The organism is Amycolatopsis sp. NPDC104587 (assembly GCF_055583645.1).
Window position 1 is genome coordinate 34,946 of the sequence record NZ_JBVJNO010000029.1, and the last position, 11,624, is coordinate 46,569.

The 11,624-nt window shown below is 70.1% G+C and carries 12 protein-coding genes; 5 read left to right on the top strand and 7 right to left on the bottom strand.

What is annotated here, in order from left to right:
• Window positions 1-249 precede the first annotated feature (249 nt).
• Both ACZ61C_RS47420 and ACZ61C_RS47425 read right to left on the bottom strand, forming a co-directional pair.
• Window positions 250-1,125 (bottom strand): hypothetical protein, encoded by an 876-nt coding sequence (locus ACZ61C_RS47420; protein WP_465314584.1) that lies wholly within the window; start codon window positions 1,123-1,125, stop codon window positions 250-252.
• 4 nt (window positions 1,126-1,129) lie between these two features.
• On the bottom strand, window positions 1,130-1,576 hold the full coding sequence (locus ACZ61C_RS47425) for a peptidase inhibitor family I36 protein (RefSeq protein WP_465314585.1): 447 nt from the start codon (window positions 1,574-1,576) through the stop codon (window positions 1,130-1,132).
• 692 nt (window positions 1,577-2,268) lie between these two features.
• On the opposite strand from ACZ61C_RS47425, the gene ACZ61C_RS47430 reads away from it, so the two are divergent.
• The 3 genes from ACZ61C_RS47430 to ACZ61C_RS47440 are packed head-to-tail and all read left to right on the top strand — an operon-like array spanning window position 2,269 to window position 5,586.
• A complete protein-coding gene (locus ACZ61C_RS47430) occupies window positions 2,269-3,294 on the top strand; it encodes an amidohydrolase family protein (RefSeq protein ID WP_465314586.1) in 1,026 nt (341 codons plus the stop codon).
• Window positions 3,291-4,199: an amidohydrolase family protein gene (locus ACZ61C_RS47435; protein WP_465314587.1), complete on the top strand. Its 909-nt coding sequence runs from the start codon at window positions 3,291-3,293 to the stop codon at window positions 4,197-4,199. The genes ACZ61C_RS47430 and ACZ61C_RS47435 overlap by 4 nt, the downstream gene beginning before the upstream one ends.
• 28 nt (window positions 4,200-4,227) lie before the next feature.
• The gene (locus ACZ61C_RS47440) at window positions 4,228-5,586 is read left to right on the top strand and encodes an MFS transporter (protein ID WP_465314588.1); all 1,359 of its coding nucleotides are present in this window, start codon (window positions 4,228-4,230) and stop codon (window positions 5,584-5,586) included.
• Between the two features lie 6 nt (window positions 5,587-5,592).
• Here ACZ61C_RS47440 and ACZ61C_RS47445 read toward each other — a convergent pair whose 3' ends face one another.
• The 3 genes from ACZ61C_RS47445 to ACZ61C_RS47455 all read right to left on the bottom strand — a co-directional run bounded on the left by ACZ61C_RS47445 (window position 5,593) and on the right by ACZ61C_RS47455 (window position 8,384).
• Window positions 5,593-6,165 (bottom strand): TetR/AcrR family transcriptional regulator, encoded by a 573-nt coding sequence (locus tag ACZ61C_RS47445; RefSeq protein WP_465314589.1) that lies wholly within the window; start codon window positions 6,163-6,165, stop codon window positions 5,593-5,595.
• A 29-nt stretch (window positions 6,166-6,194) separates the two neighbouring features.
• Window positions 6,195-7,028 (bottom strand): alpha/beta fold hydrolase, encoded by an 834-nt coding sequence (locus ACZ61C_RS47450; protein WP_465314590.1) that lies wholly within the window; start codon window positions 7,026-7,028, stop codon window positions 6,195-6,197.
• A gap of 123 nt (window positions 7,029-7,151) precedes the next feature.
• A complete protein-coding gene (locus ACZ61C_RS47455) occupies window positions 7,152-8,384 on the bottom strand; it encodes an oxygenase MpaB family protein (RefSeq protein WP_465314591.1) in 1,233 nt (410 codons plus the stop codon).
• A 149-nt stretch (window positions 8,385-8,533) separates the two neighbouring features.
• On the opposite strand from ACZ61C_RS47455, the gene ACZ61C_RS47460 reads away from it, so the two are divergent.
• On the top strand, window positions 8,534-9,175 hold the full coding sequence (locus ACZ61C_RS47460; RefSeq protein WP_465314592.1) for a TetR/AcrR family transcriptional regulator: 642 nt from the start codon (window positions 8,534-8,536) through the stop codon (window positions 9,173-9,175).
• Here the strand turns inward: ACZ61C_RS47460 and ACZ61C_RS47465 are convergent.
• A complete protein-coding gene (locus tag ACZ61C_RS47465) occupies window positions 9,172-9,549 on the bottom strand; it encodes a DUF6069 family protein (protein WP_465314593.1) in 378 nt (125 codons plus the stop codon). The two genes, ACZ61C_RS47460 and ACZ61C_RS47465, sit on opposite strands and share 4 nt — an antisense overlap.
• A 62-nt stretch (window positions 9,550-9,611) precedes the next feature.
• On the opposite strand from ACZ61C_RS47465, the gene ACZ61C_RS47470 reads away from it, so the two are divergent.
• Window positions 9,612-10,100, top strand: a complete 489-nt coding sequence (locus ACZ61C_RS47470) for a MarR family winged helix-turn-helix transcriptional regulator (RefSeq protein WP_465314594.1) — start codon at window positions 9,612-9,614, stop codon at window positions 10,098-10,100.
• Window positions 10,101-10,112: 12 nt separating this feature from the next.
• On the opposite strand, the gene ACZ61C_RS47475 is transcribed toward ACZ61C_RS47470, so the two are convergent.
• On the bottom strand, window positions 10,113-11,426 hold the full coding sequence (locus tag ACZ61C_RS47475) for an MFS transporter (protein WP_465314595.1): 1,314 nt from the start codon (window positions 11,424-11,426) through the stop codon (window positions 10,113-10,115).
• Window positions 11,427-11,624 lie beyond the last annotated feature (198 nt).

Here is an 11,624-nt window from a genome sequence, read left to right on the forward strand (position 1 = left end):
GAATCAGGTGGCGAGGACTCTCCTCCTGACCATTGGTAAAGTCAAGAAGCCGTCGAAACTTACCTTTGGTAATTTTTGCCGGGCTGCGACTCGGGGGAGGCCTCGGAGGCGGCCGCGCTCTGCCTCGATGGCGGCGTTCGGCTTGGCCGCCGGGTCGCGCACGACCTGCTGCGCCCGTCCGGGCCGGCCGTCACGACCTACCGGTGGGGCGCGCGGCCCGGAGTCCTGATGCGACTGTCCGTTGTGGACTCAGCCGTTGATCCCGCGTGCGACCGCAAGCTGCTTTTCCTTGTGCTGCTGCTCGCGAGCGAGGTCTCGGGCGTAGGGACGGCTGAGCACGTCCTGCACGGCGCGCTCGACCCCGACCCACGTCGGGACCCACCCGGCCTGCTGCTTGCACCGCACGTCCTGGGTGGCGACGGCGATCTCGTGCGCGGAGGCGCGGCCGGAGCTGAACGCGGGATCGTTGACGGTGGCGTCCGGGCCGGCGTAGCGGAACCCGGCCGCGGCCATGCACTGCGACCACTTCGCTGCGGCCGCGGCCACCGGCTGGGTGGTCCCGGTGATCTCGTGGCTGCGGCCGCTCAGCCCGAACCCGACCGGCTCCTGGCCGGGCTTCGCGTCGGGCGCGAGCGTCCGGTCGGCCTCACCGGCACAGCCGCCGGCCGGAACGGCCCGGCCACCGACGTCCCCAGTAGCCGTACCGGTGATCACCGCGACGACCTCCGGCGACGGTCGCGGGGCCGGCGCGGCGGGCGGTTTGGCGAAGACCGACGGGTCGCGGTAGCCGTAGGAGGCGGCCTCACCGGCGTCGACGAGCCCGTGCCGCCGCGGCTTGGCGGCGTCCCGGACGGGATCAACGGGGGCGAGGGCAAGGGTGATCCCATGGGCGGCGAGGCATCGTTCGACGAGGGTGGTGCGCGCCTTGATGACCTCCAGCTCCTCGACCGGCGTCAGCAGCGACCGGTCGAGGGGGAGGTCGAGGCCGTGCACGGTCGAGAAGTCGGCGGGCACTTTCGCGAGCGCGGCGCCGAGATCGAACCCGGGTGTGGTGGCGGGTGCCGCGGAGCAACCGGCGAGGGCGAGCAGCGCGACGGCGGCCAGGCAGCGACCGGACGCGGCCACCGTCCTAGTCCTGGTCGCGCTGGGCGCAGTCGCTGAAGAGCACCGGTCCGGAAGGCCACTTGAAGCTCGCGTTGTTGTTCTTCATGGTCGCGGTGAAGTTGCCGCCGCTGAACGCGGCGAACGACTGCGACGCGACGCTGCCGTTGCAGCCGCTGTTGTAGTAGACGGTCGCGGTCCACTCGGCGTTGTTGACGACCGAGGCGGCGTTGTTCTTCACCTGCACGCCGCGGCCGTTGGTGCCGCCGTACCGGAAGATCTCGTTGTCGAGGTTGCCGTCCGAGTAGGTGTAGGTGGCGTGGGCGCCTTGGTAATTGCTGTTGAAGTAGAAGCAGAAGAAGAGGTCGGGGCAGTCGTGGAGAGTCGCGGCGGAGGCGGCCGGAGCCGCGAGTGCCGTTCCGGTGAGGGCGGTGACGAGGGTGGTGAGGCCGATCAGTGCCCGTGTCGCGCGCATGAGTCTCCCAATCGCCGGGGTGGCGTCTCCGGCCGGCCGGGACGGCCGCCGCTCGCCCGGTTCACTGCCGGGAGGAGAGACGGTTTATCCGGGGGCGTGGGGTTCACTCGATCGGCGCAGTGGCGCACCGCGCAGCACCGCGCCACGTACGCCGCGCCACGCCACACGCGCCGCACCCCGCCGCTGCGCGCCGCGCGGCGCAGCGCAGCGCAGCACGCGGCTCAGCTCAGCTTGCCTTCGGTCTTGCTCGCCTCCGGGGTCCGACCGACCGGTCTCCGCCGCCGCGGCGTGCGCGGCTCAGCTCAGCTTGTCTTCGGTCTTGCTTGCCTCCGGGCCCCGACCGACCGGCCTCCGCCGCGGCGTGCGCGCGGCTCACACCCATCCTCGCGGCGCTCCTCGCAGGCTCGCTGGTCGCCGCCGAGCGGGACCGCGCAAGTTGCCGCGGGTACCGCCAGGCTGCGGCGGGGATCGCCCAAGCCGCCGCGGCCCCCGCTCAGCCTGCCCCCGGCCTTATTCGCCTCCGCTCCCAACCGGCCGGTCTCCGCCGCGCCGCTGCCACCCCCACCGCAAGATCGTCACCCCCCGTCCCCCGCCACCCACCCCTCTGTCACTACCTCGTCGCAGATATTGTCAACAATTTCATCAACGATTAGTGTGCGAGTATCAAGCATGCGGAGCGACGAGGAACACCAGTGATCATCGACTGCCACGGCCACTACACCACCGCCCCACCCGCCCTCGCGGCGTGGCGCGACCAGCAGGTCGCCGCCCTCGACGGGGCCACCCCCGCGCCCGCCCGGGCCGACCTGCGGATCAGCGACGACGAGCTGCGCGAAACCGTCGAGCCGAACCAGCTGCGGCTCATGGACGAGCGCGGCATCGACCTCACCATCTTCTCGCCGCGGGCGTCGTTCATGGCCCACCACGTCGGCGGCTTCGAGACCTCGGCGCAGTGGGCGTCGATCTGCAACGAGCTCTGCCACCGCGTCAGCACGCTCTACCCGGACCGGTTCGTCCCCGCCGCGATGCTCCCGCAGTCGCCCGGGGTCGACCCCGCCACCTGCCTCCCCGAGCTGACCCGCTGCGTGGAGGAGTACGGCACCGTCGCGCTGAACCTCAACCCCGACCCGAGCGGCGGCCACTGGACGGCCCCGCCGCTCACCGACCGGTCCTGGTACCCGATCTACGAAAAGATGGTCGAGTACGACATCCCGGCGATGGTGCACGTCAGCACGAGCGTCAACCCCGCCTTCCACACCACCGGCGCGCACTACCTCAACGCCGACACGACCGCGTTCATGCAGCTCGTGCAGGGTGACCTCTTCGCCGAATTCCCGACGCTGCGGCTGGTCATCCCGCACGGCGGCGGCGCGGTCCCGTACCACTGGGGCCGCTTCCGCGGCCTCGCGATGGCGCTGGGCAAGCCGGAGCTCGAAGAGCACCTGCTGGGCAACGTCTTCTTCGACACCTGCGTCTACCACCAGCCGGGCTCGGACCTGCTCTTCGACGTCATCCCGGCGCGCAACATCCTGTTCGCGTCCGAAATGGTCGGCGCCGTCCGCAGCGTCGACCCGCGCACCGGCCACCACTTCGACGACACCCGCCGGTACGCCGAAGCCGCGAAACTGTCCGAAGAGGACTGGGCCGCGATCCGGGAGCACAACGCCCGCGCCGTCTACCCACGGCTGGACGCCCTCCTGAAGGGACAAGGTCGATGACCAAGACTCCCGGCTGGCTGGACTGGCACGCCGATCCGTCCACACCGGATTTCGAGCTGCCGTTCGGCGCCGTCGACGCGCACTGCCACGTCTTCGGCCCACAGCAGGAGTTCCCGTTCGCGCCGGAGCGCAAGTACACGCCCTGCGACGCGAGCAAGGACCAGCTCTTCGGCCTGCGCGACCACCTCGGTGTCGCCCGCAACGTCATCGTGCAGGCCACCTGCCACGGCGCCGACAACTCCGCCATGCTCGACGCCGTCCGGGCGGCGGACGGCCGGGCGCGCGGCATCGCGACCGTCCGGCCCGAAGTGGCCGAAAGAGAACTTCGCGAACTCGACGCCCAAGGCGTCCGCGGTGTCCGGTTCAACTTCGTCAAACGGCTCGTCGACGCCTCGCCCCATGAAGACCTGACGACGATCGCGAAGAAGATCGCCCCGCTGGGCTGGCACGTCGTCCTCTACTTCGAGGCCCCCGACCTGTCTGACCTCGAGGACTTCTTCGGTGAGCTTCCCACACCGCTCGTGATCGACCACATGGGACGCCCCGACGTCACGAAACCCGTCGACGGCCCGGAGTTCGCGAGGTTCCTGGAGTTCGTCGACCGCAACGACGTCTGGGTCAAGGTGAGCTGTCCCGAGCGGCTCACGGTGACCGGCCCGCCGGCGCTCGACGGCGAACGGCACGCCTACACCGACGTCGTCCCGTTCGCCCGGCGCGTCGTGACCGAGTTCCCGGACCGGGTGCTGTGGGGCACCGACTGGCCGCACCCGAACCTGAAGGACCACATGCCCGACGACGGCCTGCTGGTCGACTACGTCCCGCAGATCGCCGAAACCGCCGAGCAACAACGAAAACTGCTCGTCGACAACCCGATGCGCCTCTACTGGCCCGGCGAAACCGCCTGAAACCCCTGAAACCCTTGAAGGGCATGCAATGCAGCACGCCAACGCGCTGAACCGGCTGAACCGGTTGCCGATCTCGCGGTTCCACAAGATCACCCTGCTCGCCGTCTCGTTCGCCTACTTCTTCGAGTTCGCGGACATCAACAGCTTCGCCACCACGGCGCCGAAGCTGATCAAGCTCTGGGGTGTGACGGTCGACCAGGTCGCCTACGTCACCTCGTTGTCGTTCGTCGGCATGTTCTTCGGCTCCGTCATCGCGAGCAAGCTCGCCGACCGCTGGGGCCGCAAGAACGCGCTGATGTGGACGACCGTCTGGTTCGGCGTCTTCTCCTTCGCCGCGGTGTTCTCGTGGGACATCGTGTCCCTCGGCGTTTTTCGGATCCTGACGTCGGCGGGCCTGTCGGCGATGACGGTCGTCGCGGTCATCTACGTCAGCGAGCTGTACCCGGCGGCGAGCCGCGGCAAGTACCAGGCGTACGCGATCGTGATCGGCATCTGCGGCACGCCGGTGACCAACCTGATCGCCAGCGCGGTGGTGCCGATCAACTCCTGGTCGTGGCGGCTGGTGTACCTGTGGGGCGCGCTCGGTGTCCTGCTCGTGCTGTTCACACGGCACCTGAAGGAGTCCCCGCGCTGGTACGAAAGCCGCGGCGAGCACGCGAAGGCCGACGCGGTGCTGCGCGAGATCGAGGAGCAGGTCGCGGCGGAGAAGGGCCCGCTGCCCGAGCCGGCGCCACCGATCGAGGAAGCCCCGGTGGGCAAGGCGCCGCTGCGGTTGCTGCTGCAGAAGAAGTACCTGTACCCGACGCTGCTGCTGACCGTCCTCTGGGTGACGCAGACGATCGGCTTCTTCGGTTATTCGAGCTGGGCGCCGACCCTGCTGGCCAAGGAGGGCTTCAGCGTCGAGAAGTCGGTCTTCTACGTCGCCCTCACGACGGTCGGCGCGCCGCTCGGGTCCTACCTCGCGGCCCTGGTCACCGACCGGTTCGAGCGCAAGTGGTGCCTGGTCGCGTTCGGCACGGTCATCGCGTTGTGCGGGCTGTTCTACGGGCTGACGTTCAACCCGGTCTTGATCGTCGTCTTCGGCTTCCTGGTGAACCTGTTCGAGCGCGGGTACACGGCGCTCGGGTACGCGTACTCGCCGGAGCTGTTCGACACGCGGGGCCGGTCGCTCGGGACGGGCGTGTCCTACGGCCTCGGCCGGCTGTCGAACGCCGCCGGACCGTTGGTGGTCGCCGCGCTGTACAACGGGAGCGGCTACCAGAGCGTGTTCCTGTTCATCGCCGGGACCTGGCTGGTCGGCGCGGTCGTGCTGGCGATCTTCGGGCCGCGGACCCGGCAGGCGCGACTCAAGCCCGCGGCTTCGGAGGCGGTGCCGACCGCACCGTGAGCCGGTTCAGCGCAGGAGCGTGCCGAACACGGTCGTGAAGAACGCGGCGAAGGCCGAGCCGTCCTTGGCGGTGCGTTCGCCGACGATGGCGCCTTCCCAGGCGTTGACGAGGAACCGGCCCAGGATCTCCGGGTCCTGGGCCGTCGTCACGGACCCGTCGGCCTGCGCCTCCCGGATGGCGTCGGCCACGGCGACCGTCCAGCTCTCGAAGCTCGTCAAGAGGCCGTCGCGGATGGCGGGGCTGTGGTCGGCGGTTTCGGTGCTGAAGTTCCCGAACACACATCCGCGCTCGTAGCCGTACTTCTCGATGTCCGCGGCCAGGAACTCGAAGTGGGCGCGCAGCCGGGCCAGCGGCGCGACGGACTGGTCCGCCAGCTCCGGCACGCGCCGGGTGGCGCCGTAGCGCTCCATCACGACCAGCGCGAGCGCTTCCTTGCTGGCGAAGTGGTTGTAGAACGAGCCCTTCGGCACGCCCGCGCTGTCGGTGATGAGCTTGACCCCGCAGGCGTTGTAGCCGTGCCGGTGGAACTGCTCGTACGCGGCGTCCACGATCTGTTCGCGCACGCTGGCCCTGGCCATCCGGATCTCCTCTTCCGCCGCCGCGCCGGTCAAGCCGACGGGACCGGCGCGTTCGCCTGCCACCAGGCGGTGATCGCGCGAGCGTAACCGTCCGCGTTCTCTTCCCACGCGAAGTGACCCGCGTCGATGAGGTCGAGCCGGCTGTGGGGCAGCCGCTCGTGCAGGTACTCGGCGTTGGCCGGCGGCACCACGGGATCGTTCTTCCCGGCGAGGATCTGGACCGGCGTCTTGATGCCGGGCAGCAGCTCGCCCAGGACGGGCAGCTCGGCCGGGTAGGCCCGGACGTAGGGCATCTGGTCGACGAACCGCTGCCCCCAGTAGGCCGCGAGGTAGTCCTCGCGCACGACCTCCGGCAGCGCGTAGCCCTCGATGTTGTCGAGGGCGACCTTCACGACGTCCTTCGGGCCCAGCGCGCGGTAGGGCGCCAGGTTCTCCGCGCGGACCCACTCGTCCAGCACACCGCCGAGGTTCAGCGGAACCGACGTCCCGCCGGAGCCGACGGTGACGCTGCGGAACCGGCCGGGATGCGCGGCGGCGGCGAACAGGACGGCGCCGGTGCCGACGTCCGGGCCCACGACGTGCGGCTTCGCCAGCCCGAGCTCGTCGGCGATCCGCACGACGAACTCGCCCATCGCGCGGGGCGACAGCAGGTCTTCGCGCAGCTCGGAGTGCCCGAAGCCGGGCAGGTCCACGGCGACCAGGTGGGCGTGCTCGGCCAGCCGCGCCCAGCTCGCGTCGTAGGCGAACAGGCTTTCCGGCCACGGGCTCAGCAGCAGGGCCTCGGCCTCGCGCGGCCCGTCACTCTCGGCGTAGCGGATGGACAACCCGTCGATGCTGCGGAACCGGGGCTTGATCTCGCTCATGTCCTCGTCCTTCCCTGACCTGATGTCATTTAATATGACCGGTCGTCTTAACGGCGTCAAGCGAGGTGACGCAGGGAACAGGGCGACCCGGCGAGCGGTCGTCCTGCTCGCCGGGTGCGTGGGTCACGCGGGCCGGTTGGTGTCCGGGATCTCGATGCTCACCGGTTTCCCTTCGGACAGGTAGAACATCAGGAGCTGCCGGACCGCTTCGTCGATCGTCCAGGCGATCGGCGGGATCAGCGGCAGTGGGACGAGCTTTTCGCGCAGGGCCACGAACTGCGGGAAACCGCTGCGGATCAACGGGTCCCAGACCGGCTCGCGCGGCACCTTCACCCAGTCGGCGACCTGGTCGCCGGCCACGTAGCGGGTCAGCGCGTTGAGCAGGGGCCGGGCCAGGGGTGCGCCGGGCCCGGCCGCCTGGCTCGCCATCGTGAGGAGCGTGTCCGCCAGCGAGATGCCTTCCGGCGTCGGGCCCATGACCGGGTCGAGGATCTGCCGGGACTGCGCCTCGGCCGCCTCCCACGACGCCGGGATGTACTCGTCGAGGACGCCGAGCAGGTGCGCGTTGACCTGCCACAGGTGCAGGAAAGCGGCGGACTCCGCGGCGCTGACCGGCACCCGCCACGCGGCGAGCTTGCGCATGACGAACGTCGGCAGGCTGTGCCAGGTGACGAGGATTTCGTTCTGGCTGATCGGGATCCGCCCACCGCCGGTGCTCGACCAGCCGGGGGACTGCGGCAGCAGGTGCCGGACCGCGGCGTGCACCAGCCGCGTCTTGACCGCCGTCACCATGACGTGGCCGTCGGGCTGGTAGGCGTTCAGCTCGTGGAGGTCGACGCCGAGCTTGGTCGTCTTCGCGATGCGGTCCTTCATGTCCGCGCCGCCCTTGGAGTAGTAGACGGCGCGGGCCTCGCCGGGGATGGCGGTGCTCATCATCCCGCTGCCCAGTCCGTACCCGAGCAGGAGGTAGGTGCCCTTGGTCTGGGTGAAACCGGCCGCCCGGGCCAGTTTCGCGCGGTCGGCCCACGCGGGCAGCTGACGCGCGTTCTCGATGAACGCCCGCAGGTCTTCCGGCAGTCCCGCCGGCAGCGGCTGGTCGTTGCGGTTCCACGTCCTCAGCAGCGCGTTGACCCGGACGACGTCACCCCGCTCGATGATCGACGCCACCAGGGGGTCCGCTTTCTCGTCCCACACCCAGCGCGGATCGGCGCCGGTGCCCGAGCCCGCGACCGAGCCGGCCGGTCCCCATGTCCAGTCCGCCAACGCCCGGACCGGGGCCGCGGCGCCCAGCGAGGCCAGCGCGCCCAGCGCCCCGCCGCCCGCGATCAACATCTTCCGCCGACTGAGTCCGTCCATGCGCCGAGCTCCTCTTCGAGTCTGCGATGATCCTGGATGATACGGTGATACGCGAGACGTAATCGCGTATCTTCACCAGGAGAGCACAGGCCGACCCGGCAGGACAGGACCAAACGGGGGTGACGGTGGAACCGGTACGATCCGGCGGGATGACACCGGGCCCGGAATCACTGCTGGAACGCGCGCTCGCCGAAGCCGTCGGCCCCGCCGGCGACCACGACGAGATGACCGAGCGCGTGCTCGACGGCGCCTTCGAACAGTTCTGCCGCATGGGGATCCGGCGCTCGACGATGGAAGACGTCGCCAAGCGCGCCGGGGTTTCCCGCATCACGGTCTACCGGCGCTTCGCCACCAAGGACGCGTTGGTGGAACGCGTCGTGCGGCGGGAGTTCCGCCGGTACTTCGACCAGTTCCTGGTCGACATCGAGCAGGCCACGACCGCCGCCGACCGGGTCGTGCTGGGATTCGCCAGCGCGCTGCGCGCGATTCGGAACAACCGCCTGATCGGCGGGCTGATGGCGGTCGAGCCGGACGTGCTGGTGCCGGCGATGATCAGCGACGGCGGGCACACCCTCGCCGCGGTGCAGCGGTTCGTCGCGGGTCAGCTCCACCGCGAGCAGGCCGCGGGAACCGTCTCCGCCGAGGTGGACGTGGAGCTCGTCGCGGAGCTGATGGCCCGCGTTTCGGCGTCGTTCCTGGTGACGCCGAGCCACGTCGTCGACCTCGACGACGACGAGCAGGTGCGGGCGCTGGCCCGGAAGTTCCTGGTGCCGATGCTGGAAGCGGACTAGGCGCGGCGCATCGCGGTGACGACCGCGGTCGCGACGACGAGGTGCATCAGCATCAGCCCGACGACGTTGGCCGCCGTCGCGCCCGCCGTCAGGAGCAGGACGTCCGGGATCCAGGTGAGGGCGAGCACCGCGGGCACGACCACGCGCAGGGCCTTCGGCGCGCGCCGGGCGATCAGCGTCCAGCCGGCCGCGCCGAGCAGGACCCCGACGACCGTGGCCGGCAGGTACGAGGCAGGGGAGAGGCCCATGCCGATGCCGCCGTCGTCGAGCGCGGCGGCCACCAGGTAGATGGCGGTGTTCACGGCGAGGGCCGCCAGCGCGGCGACGCCGAGCCGGAGGGCGACGGCCGAGGTGGGTGTGGCAGCGGTGGTCATCGCTCCTCCTTGGGTTGCGTGTTAAACCCAAGATAGGTTGGGTTGCGTGTTAAAGTCAAGCGGTGGACAACGGACAACAGCAGGTCGAGTGGCTCGACAGCCGGCAGGAACGGGTGTGGGTCAACCTGGCGAAGGTCCTGCTCAACCTGCCCGGGGCGCTGGAAAGCCAGCTTCTGCGCGACGCCGACCTCACGCTGCTCGGGTACATGATCCTGGCCCGCCTGGCGGTCGTGCCCGAAGAAACACTGCGGATGAGCGAAGTCGCGGAGATGGCGAACGGGTCGCTCCCGCGGATTTCGCACGCGGTCGCGCGGCTCGAGGACCGGGGCTGGGTGACGCGGACGGTGCGCACCGGCCAGGGGCGTCGCTTCACCGTGGCGAAACTGACTGACGCCGGGCGCGCGCACCTCGACGCGTCGGCGCCGGCGCACGTGGCGAACGTGCGCCGGCTGGTCGTCGAGCCGCTGGGGGAGGACTTCGAGCAGTTCGGGGGCGCCATCGAGCGGGTCGTCGAGGCGCTCGGGTTGCCGACGAAGTTCCTGCGGCAGTAGTTTTCGGCGCGGTCAAGCGTTCTGCGTTGCCGGGACGTGGCTGCGGTGGGCCTTCTGGCGCACCAGGGCCACCATCACCGCGCCAAGCAGACCGGCGACCGAGAAGACGGCGAAGCCCAAAGTGGACAGTCCACTCGCGACCAGGACGCCGCCCAGCCACGGCCCGAACACCGCGCCCAGCCGGCCCACCCCGGACACCCAGCCCAGCGCCGTGGCCCGGCTGTCGGCGGGGTAGTAGGCGCCCACCGCCGCGTAGATCAGCGTCTGCGCGCTGAACAGCCAGGCGCCGGTGAGGAACACGACCACGTACGTCACGGCGAGCGGCATGCGCAGCGCCAGCAGGCCGACCCCGCACGCGGTCAGCGCGAACCAGATGATCGCGACCGGCCGCGCGCCGAAGCGGTCCGCGAGCCGGCCCGCGACGAGCATGCCCGCGATGCCGCCGAGGTTGATCACCAGCAGGAAGCTGATCGCGGAGCCGAGGTTGTAGCCGTTGCCGCGCATCATCGTCGGCAGCCACGTGTTGACGCCGTAGACCAGCAACAGCCCGGCGAAGGAGGCGATCCAGAACAGCAGCGTCGTCAGCCGGACGGCCGGGGTGAACAGGCCGCGCAGGCCGCCGCGGCGGTCGACGGCCGGCTCCGGCGCGAACGCCTCGAGCGGCACCGCGAACTTGGCCGCGATCGCCTGTGCGCGTCCGGTTTTTCCCTTGGCCAGCAGGAACGTCAGCGACTCCGGGAGCAGGAAGGCGATCGCCGGGAGGACCGGGACGAGCAGCAGCGCGCCGAGCCAGTACACCGAACGCCAGCCCAGCGACTGGACGAGCGTCATGCCGAGCGCGCCGGCCAGTGCACCGCCTGCCTGGTGGGCGGTCATCACCGTGGTGACGGCGAGGTTCTTGCGCCAAGCCGGCGCGTACTCCATGACCATCGCGATCGCCGACGGCAGCAGGCCGCCGAGGCCGAGGCCGGCGACGAACCGGGCCGCGCCGAAGAAGTCGACCGTGGGGGCGGCGGCGCAGGCGGCTGCGGCGAGCGAGAAGACGGTGACGCCGGTGATGATGATCTTCCGGCGGCCGACGCGGTCGGTGATGATGCCGGAGGTCAGGGCACCGAGCATCATCCCGAACGTCGTCAGGCTGCCGATGGTGCCGCCGCTGACCGGGGTCAGGCCGAAGTCTTTGTCGGCCAGCACGCCCGGCAGGGTCGCCCCGTAGGCGAACAGGTCGAGCCCGTCGAGCAGGACGAGGACCCAGCACAACGCGGTCACCCGGAGGGACAGCCGGACCGATGCGGCGGCGGGGCCGCCGGTGACTCCTGCGGACATCTTCGTCCCTTTCGTCCGGGGGTGCGAAGGTGTCTGAAACTACATCGGCTGAGATATTGAACACAAGACTCACTGCAAGATTGTTAACAATCTTGTGGGTCGGTTAGGGAGTGTCCTGTAAGTGATCTAGCTGCGGTCCGGTTGAATTGCGGCGTGGTTGGTCGGGGTGAGTTGACGGAGAAGGCGTGGGCGGTGATC